General features: G+C 67.6%; 17 protein-coding genes. 12 read left to right on the top strand and 5 right to left on the bottom strand.

Going from position 1 to position 15,304, the window contains the following annotated elements; all coding sequences use genetic code 11:
• Positions 1 to 91 precede the first annotated feature (91 nt).
• Positions 92 to 1,051 (top strand): LysR substrate-binding domain-containing protein, encoded by a 960-nt coding sequence (locus QTH90_RS22845; protein ID WP_286666860.1) that lies wholly within the window; start codon positions 92 to 94, stop codon positions 1,049 to 1,051.
• Here the strand turns inward: QTH90_RS22845 and QTH90_RS22840 are convergent.
• Complete coding sequence (locus tag QTH90_RS22840; RefSeq protein WP_286615192.1) at positions 1,027 to 1,461, bottom strand: DUF1841 family protein; 435 nt, start codon at positions 1,459 to 1,461, stop codon at positions 1,027 to 1,029. The two genes, QTH90_RS22845 and QTH90_RS22840, sit on opposite strands and share 25 nt — an antisense overlap.
• 61 nt (positions 1,462 to 1,522) lie before the next feature.
• On the opposite strand from QTH90_RS22840, the gene QTH90_RS22835 reads away from it, so the two are divergent.
• Together QTH90_RS22835 and QTH90_RS22830 are read left to right on the top strand one after the other, a co-directional pair.
• Positions 1,523 to 2,473: a LysR family transcriptional regulator gene (locus tag QTH90_RS22835; RefSeq protein ID WP_286666859.1), complete on the top strand. Its 951-nt coding sequence runs from the start codon at positions 1,523 to 1,525 to the stop codon at positions 2,471 to 2,473.
• Between the two features lie 79 nt (positions 2,474 to 2,552).
• The gene (locus QTH90_RS22830) at positions 2,553 to 3,578 is read left to right on the top strand and encodes a DUF1254 domain-containing protein (protein WP_286666858.1); all 1,026 of its coding nucleotides are present in this window, start codon (positions 2,553 to 2,555) and stop codon (positions 3,576 to 3,578) included.
• Positions 3,579 to 3,581: 3 nt separating this feature from the next.
• Here the strand turns inward: QTH90_RS22830 and QTH90_RS22825 are convergent, their stop codons facing one another.
• The 4 genes from QTH90_RS22825 to QTH90_RS22810 are packed head-to-tail and all read right to left on the bottom strand — an operon-like array spanning position 3,582 to position 7,109.
• Positions 3,582 to 4,184 carry a glutathione S-transferase family protein gene (locus QTH90_RS22825; protein ID WP_286666857.1) on the bottom strand — a complete coding sequence of 201 codons (603 nt, stop codon included), beginning with the start codon at positions 4,182 to 4,184 and terminating at the stop codon, positions 3,582 to 3,584.
• Between the two features lie 5 nt (positions 4,185 to 4,189).
• Positions 4,190 to 4,975 (bottom strand): SDR family oxidoreductase, encoded by a 786-nt coding sequence (locus QTH90_RS22820; RefSeq protein WP_353506626.1) that lies wholly within the window; start codon positions 4,973 to 4,975, stop codon positions 4,190 to 4,192.
• Positions 4,976 to 5,014: 39 nt separating this feature from the next.
• On the bottom strand, positions 5,015 to 6,430 hold the full coding sequence (locus QTH90_RS22815) for an FAD-binding oxidoreductase (RefSeq protein WP_286666856.1): 1,416 nt from the start codon (positions 6,428 to 6,430) through the stop codon (positions 5,015 to 5,017).
• A gap of 19 nt (positions 6,431 to 6,449) precedes the next feature.
• The gene (locus QTH90_RS22810) at positions 6,450 to 7,109 is read right to left on the bottom strand and encodes an aspartate/glutamate racemase family protein (RefSeq protein WP_286666855.1); all 660 of its coding nucleotides are present in this window, start codon (positions 7,107 to 7,109) and stop codon (positions 6,450 to 6,452) included.
• A gap of 121 nt (positions 7,110 to 7,230) precedes the next feature.
• Here QTH90_RS22810 and QTH90_RS22805 point away from each other — a divergent pair, with 121 nt between their 5' ends.
• The 9 genes from QTH90_RS22805 to QTH90_RS22765 all read left to right on the top strand — a co-directional run bounded on the left by QTH90_RS22805 (position 7,231) and on the right by QTH90_RS22765 (position 15,286).
• On the top strand, positions 7,231 to 8,148 hold the full coding sequence (locus tag QTH90_RS22805; protein WP_286666854.1) for a LysR family transcriptional regulator: 918 nt from the start codon (positions 7,231 to 7,233) through the stop codon (positions 8,146 to 8,148).
• A 175-nt stretch (positions 8,149 to 8,323) separates the two neighbouring features.
• Complete coding sequence (locus QTH90_RS22800) at positions 8,324 to 9,103, top strand: SDR family oxidoreductase (protein ID WP_286666853.1); 780 nt, start codon at positions 8,324 to 8,326, stop codon at positions 9,101 to 9,103.
• A gap of 2 nt (positions 9,104 to 9,105) precedes the next feature.
• The gene (gene hydA / locus QTH90_RS22795; protein WP_286666852.1) at positions 9,106 to 10,581 is read left to right on the top strand and encodes a dihydropyrimidinase; all 1,476 of its coding nucleotides are present in this window, start codon (positions 9,106 to 9,108) and stop codon (positions 10,579 to 10,581) included.
• A 75-nt stretch (positions 10,582 to 10,656) separates the two neighbouring features.
• Complete coding sequence (locus QTH90_RS22790) at positions 10,657 to 11,511, top strand: transporter substrate-binding domain-containing protein (RefSeq protein WP_286666851.1); 855 nt, start codon at positions 10,657 to 10,659, stop codon at positions 11,509 to 11,511.
• A complete protein-coding gene (locus QTH90_RS22785; RefSeq protein ID WP_286666850.1) occupies positions 11,508 to 12,254 on the top strand; it encodes an amino acid ABC transporter ATP-binding protein in 747 nt (248 codons plus the stop codon). The genes QTH90_RS22790 and QTH90_RS22785 overlap by 4 nt, the downstream gene beginning before the upstream one ends.
• A complete protein-coding gene (locus QTH90_RS22780) occupies positions 12,251 to 12,931 on the top strand; it encodes an amino acid ABC transporter permease (protein ID WP_286666849.1) in 681 nt (226 codons plus the stop codon). The genes QTH90_RS22785 and QTH90_RS22780 overlap by 4 nt, the downstream gene beginning before the upstream one ends.
• Before the next feature lie 4 nt (positions 12,932 to 12,935).
• Positions 12,936 to 13,616, top strand: coding sequence for an amino acid ABC transporter permease (locus QTH90_RS22775; RefSeq protein WP_286666848.1), 681 nt, complete (start codon positions 12,936 to 12,938; stop codon positions 13,614 to 13,616).
• 58 nt (positions 13,617 to 13,674) lie between these two features.
• The gene (locus QTH90_RS22770; RefSeq protein WP_286666847.1) at positions 13,675 to 14,610 is read left to right on the top strand and encodes a dihydrodipicolinate synthase family protein; all 936 of its coding nucleotides are present in this window, start codon (positions 13,675 to 13,677) and stop codon (positions 14,608 to 14,610) included.
• Between the two features lie 166 nt (positions 14,611 to 14,776).
• On the top strand, positions 14,777 to 15,286 hold the full coding sequence (locus QTH90_RS22765; RefSeq protein ID WP_286666846.1) for a cupin domain-containing protein: 510 nt from the start codon (positions 14,777 to 14,779) through the stop codon (positions 15,284 to 15,286).
• Positions 15,287 to 15,304: the final 18 nt, after the last annotated feature.

The raw sequence follows: 15,304 nt of genomic DNA, 5'->3' as shown, positions 1-15,304 counted from the left end.
TCCGGGATCGTGAGGGTGCCGGAACTGTATTCATGCGAAATGCTGATGTAAATTGACGGATTGACGTTTTTTCATAACCGGCAGTAATTCAATGGCCTCCAGCTCCGAAGCCTTTGTCCGCGGCGTCCAGTTGCGGCATCTGCGCTGCCTTGTGGCGGTCGCGCAGGAGCGCCATCTGGCGCGCGCTGCCGAGCGGCTGGCCTTGAGCCAACCGGCGATTTCGAAGACCCTGGCCGAGCTGGAGGATCTGGCGGGCGCGCGACTGGTGGAGCGCGGCACCGCGGGCCGCCGCGGTATCCAGGGCTTTACCGCGGCAGGCGAGCATTTGCTGGCGCATGCATTGCGCGTGCTGGAGGCGGTGGATGCCAGCGCCGAGGCGGTCATGCCGGCATCGGGTGCCCGGCCCCAGCGGCTTCGCATCGGCGCCCTGCCCAGCGTTGCGCCTTCGTTGCTGCCGCCAGCGCTGGTCGGCCTCCGCGAGCGGATGCCAACGCTCCAAGTGATCGTGCAGACAGGCGCCAATGCGCCACTGCTCGATGCCTTGCGCGCCGGGGACCTGGACCTGGTCGCTGGCCGCATGAGCGATCCGCAGTTGATGACCGGCCTGACATTCGAGTTGCTCTACACGGAGCCGCTCGCGATCGTCGCCCGGCCGGGTCACCCCCTGGCCGGCGGCTCGCCGTCGGTGCAGGACGTGCTGCACCATCCGCTCGTCGTCTACGGCGAAGGGACGATTCCGCGCCATCACACGGAGAGCTTTCTGTCCGGTCTGGGGCTGCGGTTGCCCGCGCACGCCACGCAGACGCTGGACCTGTCGGTCGCCCGCGCGCTGGCGGTGCGTTCGGATGCCGTCTGGTTCACGCCGATCGGTGCGGCCTGGGACGACCTCGCATCGGGCCATCTCGTGCGGCTGGCGATCGACACCGCCGGCACCGATGAACCGGTGGGCCTGCTGCTGCGTAGTGACGCCGAGCCGTCGCTGGCACGGCAGACGCTGATCGCGCTGCTGCGCGAGGCCGGCGCGGCTCAGTCGCGCGTCGCGCGCCGCTGAACGCAGGCTACGTAGGCCTCGCCATCGGGCGGTCGGCCGGCGCGCTGGCTTTCCCACATCATCTGGCCGAGGCATTCCATCGCCTCGTGGTGCGCGTCGAGCAGCGAGTCGCGGCGCGCTGCCAGCAGTTCGACCGCCTGGCGGATGCCGCGCGGCTGGTCGATGGAGCACTGCTCGCTGATCGACAGATGCATGGACAGGTGCAGGAAGGGGTTCTCGCGGCCGTCCTTGCCGTCGTAGACGCGCGCCACCGCCGCATCGGCGTCAGACAGGTCGGCGTGGTATTCGGGGTGCTCGTCGATCCAGCGGCTGGCGATGACTTCGAGCGCTTCCATCGGCTCGCCGCGGCGACTCTTGGCGAAGACGTCGCAGAAGAAACGACGCACTTCCTCTTGGGAGGGATTGAACATCCACCGAGGTTAGCACCGACCCTCAGAACGGTTTGGGCAGCCCGCCGTACATTGCCAAGCCATGGACCGCCTCGAAAACATTGAGACATTCGTTCGCGTCGCGCAAACGCAGAGCTTCGCGGAGGCTGCCCGGCAGATGCGCGTGGCCAAGTCGGTGGTCACCAGCCGCGTGAAGCAGCTCGAAGACCACGTCGGCGCGCCGCTCTTTCATCGCAGCACGCGCGTCGTTCGGCTCAGCGACGTGGGGCAGGCCTTCCTGCGCGATTGCACGGAACTCGTCGGACGGGCCAACGACATCATGGACCAGATGCGCGACGCGCGAGCCGGGCCGACGGGCACGCTGCGCATCCATGCATTGACCGGCTTCGTGCTCGGGCACTTCGCGACGCTGCTGCGCGCGTTCCAGGTCAGCTTTCCGGACATCCACCTGGAACTGATCGTGAGCGACTCCGTGGTGGACCCGGTCAAGGCCGGCGTCGACTGTGCACTGCAGATCTTCCCGGCGGCATCGACCGAGCTGGTGTCGCGCTCGCTCTTCCCCGTGCGCCGCGTGTTCTGCGCCACGCCCGAATACCTGCGCACGCACGGCACGCCGGAAAGCCCGCGCGACCTGCACAAGCACACGCTCGGCCTCTATTCGGGCTACCCGACGCGCGACCGCTGGACCTTTCATCACGCGGGCGAGCAGGTGACGATGTACATGAGCGCCGCCTTGCTGACCAACAGCGTCCACCTGCTGCGCGAATACGCAATGGAGCATGCCGGCATCGTCTGCCTGCCGACCCTGGTCGCGGGCGATTCGATCCTGCGCGGGGACCTGCAGGTGGTGCTGCCGGAGCATCAGCTGTCTTCGTTCTCGTTGAGCGCGGTCTATGCGGGCACCTCGCGCAACGCGTTCAAGCTCAGGCTCTTCATCGAGCACCTCACCGCCGCATTCACGCGCGTGCCGCCGTGGGACGCCGCCATGATCGATCGGGGGCTTCTGCCGGAGGGGCTCATCGCGGACGCCTGACGCCCGTGGCACCAAAGTGCAATTCCGGGCAGGAGGGATCGTGACTAGGATCGGTCAACTCCACCCCAGGAACCCCGGCATGAGACTTCGCCCGACCACTTGCGCCTTGAGCGCCTCCCTGCTGGCCGTCAGCCTCTGCCACGCGGCCGCCGGCGCTGCAGTGCCCGTCACGGTCGACAACTTCGTCCGCGCGGAGTCCGACCTGTACATCACGGGCCTCTTCAAGGACGGCGGCATCGGCAAGTTCCTTCATCGCCGCGAGCCTGCCTCGATCGACAAGCAGACCGTCATCCGCCTCAATCGCGACACGCTGTACTCGTCGGGCGTGTTCGACCTCGATGCCGGGCCGGTGACGATCACGATGCCCGACCCGGGCCAGCGCTTCATGTCGATGCAGGTCATCAACGAGGACCACTACGTGCCGAACGTCTTCTACGGCGCTGGAACGCACACGTTGAGCAAGGAGCACGTCGGCACGCGCTACGTCGTCGTCGGCGTGCGCACGCTGGTCGACCCGAACAGTCCGGACGACATCAGGCAGGTGCATGCCCTGCAGGATGCGATCAAGGTCAGCCAGCAGGGGCCCGGCCGGCTCGAGATGCCGAACTGGGACCCGGCGAGCCAGAAGAAGGTGCGCGACGCGCTGATCGTGCTGTCCACGACCCTTCCGGATTTCAGGAAGGCCTTCGGGACCAAGGAGGAGGTCGATCCGGTGCGGCGCCTGGTCGGCGCGGCGGCGGCCTGGGGCGGCAATCCGGACAAGGATGCGACCTACCTCAACGTCGCGCCGGCGAAGAACGACGGCAAGACCGTGTATCGCCTCCGGGTCAAGGATGTGCCGGTGGACGCCTTCTGGTCGGTCAGCGTCTACAACAAGGCAGGCTACTTCCAGAAGAACCCCGCCAATGCCTACACGCTGAACAACCTGACCGCGAAGAAGGACGCCGACGGTTCGATCGCGATGCAGTTCGGCGGCTGCGACGGCAAGACGCCGAACTGCCTGCCCACGACGGCCGGCTGGAACTACACCGTGCGCCTCTACCGCCCACGTGCCGAGATCCTCAGCGGCACATGGACTTTTCCGGAGCCGCAGCCCGTCAATTGAAGCTCAGGGCGCGGTTTCGGCGAAGGCGGGCACGCGGCCTGCGAATTCGTCGAGCCAGCTTTCCAGTGCCGGGTGCGTGGCGCGCCATTTGCCATGGAACCTGAAATCCAGGTAGCCCAGCGCGGCGGCCAGCGTGATCTCTCCGATGTGCGGCCCTGCCGGCCGGCGCACGGGCAATCGGGTCGCCGCGAAATCGAGCGCGCGCTCCACCTTGCCGCGCTGGTGCGCAAGCCACGACTCGACGTGATGCGTCGGCGGCCGGAAGCGGATCTCGTACATCTGCAGGATGGCCGCGTCCATCAGCCCGTCGGCGAGGGCCTGCTCCCGCAGCACCCCGATGCGCTCCACGCCTGCGGGGATCAGGATGTCGCGCCCATCCATCGCGTTGAGATGCTCGACGATCACACGCGAATCGAAGAGCGCCTCGCCGTCCTCCAGGATCAGCGTCGGGATCTTGCCCAGCGGGTTCTGCTGGCGCAGGCTGTCGTGCGGATCGCTGGTGTCGGCGTTCACGACCTCCACCTGCGATGTCAGCCCGAGCGTGCCGATGGCCATCCGGACCTTGCGGCCGAAAGGGGAGGCGGTGGACGTGCGAAGAATGAGCATGGTGCTCAGATGTTAGCGAGCAGGCCGCCGTCCACGCGAATGACCGAGCCCGTCACGTACGAGGCGCCCCGGCTCGCCAGGAAGGCAACCACATCTGCGTATTCCTGCGGTTCGCCGTAGCGTCCCAGCGGAATGCTCGCGGTGCTTTCGGCAGACACCTCTTCGACGGTGCGGCCTTCCCGCTTGGCCTTCTGTTCGTCGAGGAAGCGGATGCGGCCGGTGGCCACGCGCCCGGGCAGGACCACGTTGCAGGTCACGCCTTCGCGGCCGACTTCGCGCGCCAGGGTCTTGGACCAGCCCACGAGCGACAGCCGCAGCGCGTTGGAAAGACCGAGATTGGCGATCGGCGCCACCACGCCCGACGAGGTGCTGGTGATGACCCGCCCGAACCGGCGCTCGCGCATGCCCGGCAGCACGCGATCGGTGATGGCGATGACCGACATCACCATGCTCTGGAAGTGGCGGGACCACGTCTCGCTGCTCTGTCCCGACACGGGCGTCGGCGGCGGGCCGCCGGTGTTGTTGACGAGGATGTCGACCGGGCCCAGCTCGCGCTCGATGCGCGCGATGTTGGCGTCGATGACCGACAGGTCGCCGAGGTCCCACGGCAGCGCGATGGCCTGTGCGCCGTCCGTGCGGATCTGTTCGGCGACGGCGTTCACGGCCGCCGGGTCGATGTCGGCGAGAGCGACGCGCGCGCCCTCGCTGGCCAGCGTGCGCGCGATGGCGCTGCCGAGTCCGCCGCCCGCGCCAAGCACGAGCGCTGTCTTCCCTGAAAGTCCAAGGTCCATGGTGTGTTCGATCCTTTGATTGAGATGGGAGGCGCGCTGCTAGATCAGCTTGCCCGGATTCATGATCTGGTTCGGGTCCAGCGACTGCTTGATGCGCATCATCAGATCGAACTCGATGTCCGACTTGTAGTGCCGCAGTTCGTCGCGCCGCAGCTGGCCGACGCCGTGCTCGGCGCTGATGCTGCCGTTGGCAGCCGCCACGAGGTCGTGGACGATGCGGTTCAGCCGCTCGGTGGTCCCGGCGAGTTCTTCGCCTGGCGTGCCGAGCGGCAGCAGCACGTTGTAGTGCAGGTTGCCGTCGCCCAGGTGCCCGAAGTTGATGATCCGCACGTCCGGCAGTTCGGCGCGCAGGGCGGCATCGGCCTGGCTGGCGAACGCGGCGATGGCCGAGATCGGGAGGGCGATGTCGTGCTTCACGGCCTTGCCCGCGCGGACCTGCGCCTGCGAGATGCCTTCGCGGATCTTCCAGAAAGCCTGTGTCTGCGCGCCGGTCACGCTGACCACGACATCCTGGATCAGCCCTTGCTCCAGAGCATCGCCCAGGCCGCGCTCCAGCAAATCGGCCAGGCCTTCGCCTTGCGTGTCGGCCAGCTCGATCAGGGCGTGGAACGCATGCGAAGCGCCGAGGGGCGCCCGCACGTCCGCCACATGCTGCAGGATGAGTTCGAGAGATTCGTTCGACATCATCTCGAACGCGACCAGTCGCTCGCCACACACCGCGCGCATCTGCGCCAGAAGCTGCACCAGGGCATCGATGCTCTCGGCGCCGACCCATGCGGTCGAGCGCGCGACAGGCCGCGGGTAGAGCTTCAGCACCGCGGCGGTGATGACGCCCAGCGTGCCTTCCGATCCGATGAAGAGATCGCGCAGGTCGTAGCCCGTGTTGTCCTTGCGCAATCCGCGCATGCCGTTCCAGACGCGGCCATCGGGCAGCACCACTTCGAGGCCGAGCGCGAGTTCGCGCGCGTTGCCGTAGCGCAGCACGGCAATGCCGCCGGCATTGGTGGCGAGGTTGCCGCCGATCGTGCAACTGCCTTCCGACCCCAGGCTCAGCGGAAAGAAGCGGCCCGCTTCCTGCGCCGCTTCCTGGATATGGGCCAGCAGCACGCCGGCTTCGGCGGTCAGCGTGTTGTTGAGCGGATCGACCTCGCGTATCGCATTCATTCGCACCGTGCTGAGCACGACCTGCGCGCCGCTGCCGTCGGGCGTGGCGCCGCCGCTCATGCCGGTATTGCCGCCCTGCGTGACGACCGGCGTGTGCGTCTCGTGGCAGATGCGCATGACTTCGGCGGTCTGGGCCGTGTTCGCGGGGCGGACGACGACGCAGCTGCGGCCGTGCCACTTCTTCAGCCAGTCGACCTCGAAAGGCTCCTTGCCCTCCGCGTCGGTGATCAGGCCCGCGTCGCCGACGGCGGCATGCAGGCGCTGGAACAGTTGGGGGTGGGTGATGCTCATGGGTGCAGTCATGACGGCCTCACCATCCAAGCTGGATACGGCCAAGGGCCATGGAAACCGCAGCCTGCGTCGGCTCGACCACTGGCAGGCCGGTCGCTTCCTGCAGCGGCGCGCGAAAGGGCGCCATGCCGGCGCAGCCCATCACCAGCACGTTGGCGCCGTTCTCGTCGCGCAGCCGCCGGCCTGCGGCGATCATGGCCTCCAGCGTGGCGGTCTGGTCGGACAACTCGGACACCGTGCGGCCGATGGCCACTTCGCCCGCCACGCGCTGCTGGATGCCCATCGCGCCCCACGTGCGCCAGTGGCGCGGTATGGAGGCGGGCAGGATCGCGATCACGCCGAAGCTCTGTCCCAGCGTGAGCGCCGTCAGCGCGGCGCACTCGCTGATGCCGAAGGCCAAGGGCCCGCGCATCTCGCGCAGCATGTGCAGGCCCGGGTCGCTGAAGCAGGCAGTGACGAAGGCGGCAGTGCCTTCGAGATGCGCCTCGGCGAAGCGCCGCACCGACAGTGCGGCGCGGTCGACGTCGTGCTGCGTCTGCACGCCCGGCGGGCCGTCGGCCAGCGTGACGCACCGGATCGCGGGGCCTTCGGGCCGGCGCAGCGGGGCCATGGCGGCGTCGATGCCGGCCGTGACGGCCTCGCTGCTGTTGGGGTTGATGACGTAGAGGGTCTGGCTCATGGGGTCCTGCGGTGGCGCGGCGGGGTGCCGGCGACGGGCCGCAGTTTAGGAGCGGGTCGCCCGTTCCACACTTGCCAATTCATGCGTCATCATTAACACCTTGTTATTTGGTCCAATCGCCATGTCATTCAATCTCAGGCAGATCGAGGTCTTTCGCGCCGTCATGATCACCGGCTCGATCCGCGGCGCCTCGGAACTTCTGTTCGTGTCGCAGCCGGCCGTCAGCCGGCTGCTGTCCCACACCGAAAGCCGCGTTGGGTTCCCGCTGTTCGAGCGCATCCGGGGCCGGCTGTACGCAACGCCCGAAGCCAAGAAGCTGTTCCACGAGGTGGAGCAGGTCTATGCGGGCGTCAAGCGCGTCAACGAACTGGCCCGCGAGCTCAGCGACAACCAGGAAGGCATCCTGAACCTGGTCGCGAGCCCGAGCGTGGGGCAGATGGTGATACCGATGGCGATGGCCGAATACCGGCACAACCATCCGCAGGTCAAGCTCACCTTCCACTACCTGGGGCACGCGCCGCTGATGGAGCGCCTGCTCAACCGCCAGGCCGACCTGGCCGTCACCATCCTGCCGGTCAACCACCCGAACCTCGAGATGGAGGAACTGGGCAGCGGGCGCCTGGTCTGCATCTGCCCCTACAACCATCCCCTGGCGCGCCGCTCGACCCTGGCCGTGGCCGACCTGCTGCCGTTCCCCTTCATCTCGTACGACCGCAATTCGCCCTTCGGGGCCATGGTGGCGGCCCTTTTCGAGGCGAACGGCGAAACCGTGCGTGCCGCCATCGAGGCCGGCTCCCCGCAGAACGCCTGCGCGCTCGTGCAGGCCGGGGCCGGCATCGCGCTGGTGGACGAGTTCTCCGCCCGGAGCTGGTCGGCGAGCAAGTTCGTCGTGCGGCCGGTGGTCAATGCGCCGGTGATGAAGGCGACACTGGTGCGGCTGCGGACCGAGCCGATGTCGCATCTGGCGCAGTCCTTCGTCGAGGTTCTGCAGCAGGTGATGCTGCGCGAGGGCTTCCGGGTTTCCACCGAAGGCACTTAACACGATGTTAAGCATGTCAGCCAAACTGTCACACGACATCGCGAAACGGCGTCGGAATAATGGCCCCATCGAAACGCCATTCCGAGTTGTCCGACATGCCTTGCCCGCCGACCCGCACCCTTTGTGTTCCCCCCGCTGAATCGCGGGTGCCCTCTTTCAACGGCGCGGGATCGAAGTGAAGCTGGGGCTCGAGGGGCGCCATGCGCTGGTGTGCGCTTCCAGCCGCGGGCTGGGCCGTGCATGTGCCCTGTCGCTGGCCGGCGAGGGCGTCAGCCTGACGTTGGTGGCGCGCGGCCGGGAGGCGCTCGAAGCCACGGCGCAGGACATCCGCCGCGCCACCGGCGTCGAGGTGCATGCCGTGGTCGCCGACATCACGACCCCCGAGGGGCGCGAAGCAGCGCTGGCCGTGCATCCGGCGCCTGACATCCTTGTGACCAATGCCGGCGGCCCGAAGCCGGGCGACTTTCGCGACTGGGACCGCGAAGCCTGGATCGAGGCCCTCGACGCCAACATGCTGGCGCCCATCGCCCTGATCCGCGCCACGGTCGACGGCATGATCGAGCGGCGCTTCGGGCGCATCATCAACGTCACTTCGGCGGCCGTCCGGTCGCCGATCGACATCCTCGGCCTGTCCAACGGCGCGCGATCCGGCTTGACCGGCTTCGTGGCCGGGCTGGCCCGCAAGACCGTCGCGCACAACGTGACCATCAACAACCTCCTGCCCGGCCCCTTCGAGACCGATCGCCTGCGCGAGACCGCGCGCCAGTGGGCGCAAGACCACGGCGTGCCCGAAGACGAGGTGCTCGCACGCCGCCGCGCCGCGAACCCGGCCGGTCGCTTCGGCGAACCGCACGAGTTCGGCGACGCCTGCGCCTACCTGTGCAGTGCCCAGGCGGGCTTCATCACCGGACAGAACTTGCTGCTCGACGGCGGCTCGTACCCTGGAACCTTCTAGCCATGACTTCCCAGAGCTTCGACCTGACGATTCGCAACGGCCGCATCAGCAATGCCGACGCGACCTTCCACGCCGATATCGGCATCGTCGACGGCGTGATCGCGGCGATCGCGCCCAATCTGCCGGCGGGCACCCGCGACGTCGATGCGACCGGCCGCTGGGTGCTGCCCGGCGGCATCGACAGCCACTGCCACATCGAGCAACTCTCGGGCATGGGCGTGATGTGCGCCGACGATTTCTACTCGGGCACTGTCTCGGCCGCGTTCGGCGGCACGACCACCATCCTGTCCTTCGCCGCCCAGCACCGTGCCGACAGCATCCCCCAGGTGGTGGCCGACTATGGCCGCCTGGCGCGCGAGAAGGCGGTGATCGACTACGGCTTCCACCTGATCCTCACCAACCCGGACGAAACGGCGCTGCGCGAGCACCTGCCGCAAGTCATCCGCGACGGCATCACTTCGCTCAAGGTCTACATGACCTACGACAAGCTCAAGCTCGACGACTACCAGTTGCTCGACGTGCTGTCGGTCGCCGGCGAGGAGGGCGCGCTGGTGATGATGCACGCCGAGAACCACGACATGATCCGCTGGATCGCGCACCGCTTGCTGGAGCGCGGCCACAAGGCGCCGAAGTTCCACGCCGTCGCGCACGACGCGCTGGCGGAGTCCGAGGCGACGCACCGCGCGATCGCGCTGTCGCGCCTGGTCGACGTGCCGGTGCTGATCGTCCATGTGGCGGGCCGCGAGACGGTGGATGTCATCCGCAATGCGCGCAGCCTCGGCGCGTCGGTGTATGCGGAGAGCTGCCCGCAATACCTCTTTCTCACGGCCGACGACAGCGACAAGCCCGACATGGAAGGGGCCAAGTTCTGCTGCAGCCCGCCGCCGCGCGACGCCGACTCGCAGGAAGCGGTCTGGGCAGGCCTGAAGGACGGCACGCTGGGCGTCTACTCGTCCGACCATGCGCCGTACCGCTTCGATGCCTCGGGCAAGCTGCCGAAAGGTGACGCCACGACCTTCAAGGAAATGGCCAATGGCGTGCCCGGCATCGAGCTGCGGCTGCCGCTGCTGTTCTCCGAGGGCGTCATGAAGGGCCGGATCAGCATCGAGGAGTTCGTCGCGCTCACGTCGACCAACCATGCCCGCATGTACGGCCTGGCGCCGCGCAAGGGCAGCCTGAGCGTGGGCGCGGATGCCGACGTCGTGCTGTGGAACCCCGAGCGCACGGTGGAGGTCAGCGCCAGCATGCTGCACGACCGCGTCGGCTACACGCCGTACGAGGGCTACACCCTGCGCGGCTGGCCCGAGCAGGTCTTCAGCCGTGGCCGCTGCGTGGTGCGCGACAACGCCTTGCAGGTGGAGCGCGGCACGGGCGAGTACATCCCGCGCGGGCGTCCCGATCCACTCGTGAACCGTCCGCCCGCAGCGGGCGATCGCGGCCGATTCAGCGCCCTCGTCGGGCTCGATCGCGCCGGCTGAGTTTCATCCTTTCTGTCGGTCGCCCCGTCGGCCGATCTCCAGCGATACCCAACGACATCACCCAGGAGTTGATCCATGAAGAGTTTCTCGTTGCGCCTGCGCGCCGTTCCGTTTCTCCTTCTGTGCTGGGGCGCCACCGCGGCCCAGGCCCAGGCGCCGCTGCGCTCTGCGGTCGACGCCACCTTCGCGCCGCACGCCATGGCCAAGCTGGGCGGTGGCGTGCAGGGCTTCAACATCGACCTGGGCGAGGAACTGGCCAAGCGGCTGGGCCGCAAGATCGAGATCGAAGGCGCGGAGTTCTCCGGCCTCGTGCCCGGCCTCAACAGCCGTCGCTATGACTTTCTCGTGGCGCCGGTCACCGTGACGCCCGAGCGCGCCAAGTCGCTGCTGTTCACCGAGGGCTACCTCGACACCGACTACACCTTCCTCGGCGCGAAGACGACGCCGCCCGTCGTGAAGCTGGAAGACCTGAAGGGCAAGACCGTCGCCGTCAACAAGGGCTCCAACTACGAAGGCTGGGCCCGCGAGAACGCCGAGAAGTACGGATTCAAGTTCGACGTCTACGGCGCCAATGCGGACGCGGTGCAGGCCGTGCAGTCCGGCCGCGCGGACTACAACCTCGCCGGCACCACCGTCGTGGCCTGGGCCGCCAAGCAGAACCCGACGCTCAAGACCAGCTACACGATCAAGACGGGCCTGGTCTGGGCGCTGCCCTTCCGGCTCGACGACAAGGCCGGCCGCGATGCGGCATCCAACGCGCTCAAGTGCATGAAGAAGGATGGCACGCTCTCCAAGCTCGCAGTGAAGTGGTTCGGCTTCCAGCCCGGCCCCGATGATGCCGCCGTGAAGATCGCACCCGGCACCGGCGTGCCCGGCACCGATGGCTACGACCCGACGCCCGTGACGCCCAAGTGCTCCCTGGCTTCATGAGTGCGCCCATCCTGGAAATCAGCGGCCTGAGAAAGTCCTACGGCAGCACGGAGGTGCTGCGCGGCGTGGACCTGCAGGTGAATGCGGGCGAGCTGGTCTGCGTGATCGGGCCCTCCGGTTCCGGCAAGAGCACGATGCTGCGCTGCTGCAACCTGCTGGAGGAACCGACCGGCGGACGCATCATGGCCAACGGCCATGAGGTCACCTCGCCCCGCGTCGACATCAACCGCCTGCGGCAGAACGTGGGCATGGTGTTCCAGCAGTTCAATCTCTACCCGCACCTGACCGCGCTCGACAACGTCGCGCTCGCACTGCGCAAGGTGCAGCGCCGGAGCAAGGCCGAGGCCGAGTCTCTCGCGCAGGCTGCGCTGGAGCAGGTGGGCCTTGGGGCCAAGGCGCGGTCGTTGCCTTCCGAGCTTTCGGGCGGGCAGCAGCAACGTGTCGGCATCGCGCGCGCCGTCGCCCTGAAGCCGCACGTGATCCTGTTCGACGAGCCGACGAGCGCGCTCGACCCGGAGCTGGTCGAGGACGTGCTCAACGTCATGCGCGACCTGCGCCAGCGGGGCATGACCATGCTGGTCGTCACGCACGAAATGGCCTTCGCCCATGCGGCCGCCGACAAGGTGGTCTTCATGGATGGCGGCGTCGTGGTCGAGCAGGGCACGGCCGCGGACGTCTTCGAGCGTCCGCGCGAGGCGCGCACCCAGAGTTTTCTGGCCCGCTACGGAAGCAGGCGGTCATGACGGGCGCCGAGAGCGGCTTCGCTTTCACCTTCTTCAACCTCGCCGTCGCGAAGCAGTACTGGCCGAACATCGCGGCCGGTGCGCTGGTGACGGTGTCGGTTGGCGTCGCGGTGGTCTTGACCGGCACCTTGCTGGGCCTGCTGCTGGCCATCGTGCGCTCGCTGGGCCGCCGCAGCCTGACATGGGCGGTCGTCGCCTTCGCGGACGTGATGCGCTCGTTGCCGGCGCTGGTGGTGCTGATCGTCCTGTACTTCGGCCTGCCCGCCGTCGGATTGCCGATGTCCGCCTTCGCCGTGACATGGCTGGCCCTGTCGCTGGTGCTGGCCGCCTACGCCGAGGAGAGCATCTGGGCCGGCATCTCCGCGCTGCCCGCGGGCCAGATGGAAGCCGCGCGTTCCACCGGCATGCGCTGGTGGCAGGCGATGCGCTGGGTCGTGCTGCCGCAGGCGCTGCGCCGCGCGGTGCCGCCGCTGACCAACCGCGTGATCTCGATCACCAAGAACACGGCGCTGGGCTCGGTCGTCGCGCTCAACGAAATCCTGAACAACGCGCAAGGCGCGAGCAGCTACGCCGGCAATCCCACGCCGCTGATGATGGGCGCGCTGGCCTACCTCGTGGTCTTCGTGCCGCTGGTGGTGTTCTCCCGATGGCTCGAACAACGCTGGCAGCGGAGGTAGGTGCATGGAAAGCCTGATCCAGAACTTCTTCAACCTCGAGGTCTATGCGGCCGTCTTTCCCTACCTGCTTCGCGGGCTGTGGGCGACGGTGTGGCTGTCGGCCCTGGTGATTCCGCTCGGCGCCGCCGCCGGTCTGGCGCTGGCCCTGGGCCTGACGCAATCGCGCAGCCGCGCGGTTCGCTGGAGCATCGTCGCGTACATCGACTTCTTCCGCGCCTTCCCGCCGCTGGTGCTGCTCATCCTCATCTACTTCGGCGGTCCCTTCCTTGGCGTCGAACTGGGCAAGGTCTCAGCCGTCGCGCTGGCCTTCGTGCTGAACAACGCCAGCTACTTCGCTGAAGTCTTCCGGGCCGGCCTGCAAGGGGTGGCGGCGGGCCAGATGGAAGCGGCGCGCTCGACCGGACTCGATCGCCGGCAGGCGCTGCAGTTCGTCGTCATCCCGCAGGCGGTGAAGAACGTCATGCCCGACCTGGTCGGCAACAGCATCGAAGTGGTGAAGCTCACCAGCATCGCCAGCGTGGTCGCCCTGCCGGAACTGCTGCGCGCGGCGCGCGACGCGCAATCGCTGGTCTACAACCCTTCGCCCGTGGTCCTGGCGGCGCTGATGTACCTGGCGCTGCTGTGGCCGCTCACGCGCTGGCTCGCCCGGCTCGAAAACCGGCGCGCCCGCCGCAAGGCCGCCTGACCCCGTCCGCCCCGCGCATCCGCGCGAACACAACCCATTTTTGATCCGAAGGAATCCGATGACCGAGAAGCTCAGCGAAACGTCGAAAGGCGTCTACATCATTGCGGCCACGCCGTTCACCGACGAAGGCGAACTCGACCTCGCAAGCACCGACAGCCTCACCGACTTCTACCTGGAGAAGGGCGTGACGGGCTTCACCATCCTTGGAATGATGGGCGAAGCGCCGAAGCTCACCGAGGAGGAGACGCTGACGGTGATGAACCGCGTCCTCCAGCGCGTCGACGGGCGGGTGCCGGTGGTGGTGGGCGTGAGCCATGCATCCAACCGGCATGTGGAGCGGCTGTCGAAGACGGCGATGGACAAGGGCGCGGCCGGCATCATGCTGGCGCCGGTCGCCAACCTCAAGACCGACGACCAGGTCTACAACTACTACGCGACCGTCGCCCGCCTGATGGGCGACCAGATCCCGATCTGCCTGCAGGACTTTCCGCAGGTGACGGGCGTGCACATGTCGGTATCGGTCATCCATCGGCTCGTCGACGATTTCGCACAGGTGGTGATGCTCAAGCACGAGGACTTCCCCGGCATGCGCAAGCTGAGCGATGTGCGCGAACAGAGCGCGTCGGCCGGCCGGCGCCGCATCAGCATCCTCGTTGGCAATGGCGGCCTGTTCCTGCCGCAGGAAATGCTGCGCGGCGCCGACGGCGCCATGACCGGCTTCGCCTATCCGGAAATGCTGGTGCAGGTCTGCAAGCTGTTCGACGAAGGCCGCGCGGAAGAGGCGGAAGACCTCTTCAACGTGTACCTGCCGCTCCTGCGCCACGAGTTCCAATACGGCCTCGGCCTGGCGCTGCGAAAGGAAACGCTCAAGCGCCGCGGCGCCATCCGCTCCGCCTACGTGCGCCGGCCGGGCCCGTTGCTCAATGGCACCGACATGGCCGAACTGGGCCGGCTGATCCAGCGGCTGGAAAGCCGGCTCGCCGAACGCGCCTGAGGCGCTCGCGCCGTCGATGACGGCAGTCCCGGGTAAACCCTGCGGATTGACCGTATTTCGCGAACAATGCGGCCCGGATTTGAGGCCTACCGGAGCCGCCCCCTGTTTCCTAAAGTGCACACATCGCAGCCCCCGCTGCCTTGTTGGCACCCAGAGGAGACACACCATGACTGCCGCCTACCAGACCCGCTTCGGGTCCCTGAAGCACTACGAGAAGGGCCACGTCGAGCCCATTGCCGATGACGTGCGCCACTACGCGTTCTCGAACTGTTTCGACATCGCGAGCAAGAGCAAGCCTTACGAGAAGGTCGTGTTCGGCCAGAACCAGATCTATGTGCTGGAGACGCTGCGCGCCGAAGGCACATCGCCCTGGTACACCAGCGCCCACGACGAATTCGCGCTGGTGATGGACGGCGAGGTCGAGGTGCACCTCGTCAAGCTCGATGCCAGCCAGACCGTCTCTGACGAAGAGAAGAACGGCGCCGTGCTCGTGAAGGGCGAACCCAAGGGCTCCAAGATGGGCTGGATGAAGCTCACGCGCGGCCACCAGGGCCTGCTGCCGAAGAACACCGCCTATCAGTTCCGCACCGCGGGCGCCCCCGGCGTGATCGTCCTGCAGACCTGCAAGGGCGACCTCTCCGTCGAAAAGTGGGCAGACATCTGCCAGACGCACTGAGCCACGAGGAGCATCACC

Origin of the sequence: Variovorax flavidus, from assembly GCF_030317145.1 — a bacterium.
GTDB classification, from domain to species: domain Bacteria; phylum Pseudomonadota; class Gammaproteobacteria; order Burkholderiales; family Burkholderiaceae_C; genus Variovorax; species Variovorax flavidus.
Note: the sequence above shows the minus strand (reverse complement) of the source record. Positions and strands in the feature narration are given on the sequence as shown.

What these genes read in the sequence shown, in the direction of transcription:
- QTH90_RS22825 (WP_286666857.1), bottom strand. Translation starts at nt 4,184, where the DNA reads ATGCTCATTCTTCGCACGTCCACCGCCTCCCCTTTCGGCCGCAAGGTC.
- QTH90_RS22840 (WP_286615192.1), bottom strand. Translation starts at nt 1,461, where the DNA reads ATGTTCAATCCCTCCCAAGAGGAAGTGCGTCGTTTCTTCTGCGACGTC.
- QTH90_RS22820 (WP_353506626.1), bottom strand. Translation starts at nt 4,975, where the DNA reads ATGGACCTTGGACTTTCAGGGAAGACAGCGCTCGTGCTTGGCGCGGGC.
- QTH90_RS22845 (WP_286666860.1), top strand. Translation starts at nt 92, where the DNA reads ATGGCCTCCAGCTCCGAAGCCTTTGTCCGCGGCGTCCAGTTGCGGCAT.
- QTH90_RS22790 (WP_286666851.1), top strand. Translation starts at nt 10,657, where the DNA reads ATGAAGAGTTTCTCGTTGCGCCTGCGCGCCGTTCCGTTTCTCCTTCTG.
- QTH90_RS22775 (WP_286666848.1), top strand. Translation starts at nt 12,936, where the DNA reads ATGGAAAGCCTGATCCAGAACTTCTTCAACCTCGAGGTCTATGCGGCC.
- QTH90_RS22835 (WP_286666859.1), top strand. Translation starts at nt 1,523, where the DNA reads ATGGACCGCCTCGAAAACATTGAGACATTCGTTCGCGTCGCGCAAACG.
- QTH90_RS22770 (WP_286666847.1), top strand. Translation starts at nt 13,675, where the DNA reads ATGACCGAGAAGCTCAGCGAAACGTCGAAAGGCGTCTACATCATTGCG.
- QTH90_RS22780 (WP_286666849.1), top strand. Translation starts at nt 12,251, where the DNA reads ATGACGGGCGCCGAGAGCGGCTTCGCTTTCACCTTCTTCAACCTCGCC.
- QTH90_RS22805 (WP_286666854.1), top strand. Translation starts at nt 7,231, where the DNA reads ATGTCATTCAATCTCAGGCAGATCGAGGTCTTTCGCGCCGTCATGATC.
- hydA (WP_286666852.1), top strand. Translation starts at nt 9,106, where the DNA reads ATGACTTCCCAGAGCTTCGACCTGACGATTCGCAACGGCCGCATCAGC.
- QTH90_RS22785 (WP_286666850.1), top strand. Translation starts at nt 11,508, where the DNA reads ATGAGTGCGCCCATCCTGGAAATCAGCGGCCTGAGAAAGTCCTACGGC.
- QTH90_RS22815 (WP_286666856.1), bottom strand. Translation starts at nt 6,430, where the DNA reads ATGAGCATCACCCACCCCCAACTGTTCCAGCGCCTGCATGCCGCCGTC.
- QTH90_RS22810 (WP_286666855.1), bottom strand. Translation starts at nt 7,109, where the DNA reads ATGAGCCAGACCCTCTACGTCATCAACCCCAACAGCAGCGAGGCCGTC.
- QTH90_RS22830 (WP_286666858.1), top strand. Translation starts at nt 2,553, where the DNA reads ATGAGACTTCGCCCGACCACTTGCGCCTTGAGCGCCTCCCTGCTGGCC.
- QTH90_RS22765 (WP_286666846.1), top strand. Translation starts at nt 14,777, where the DNA reads ATGACTGCCGCCTACCAGACCCGCTTCGGGTCCCTGAAGCACTACGAG.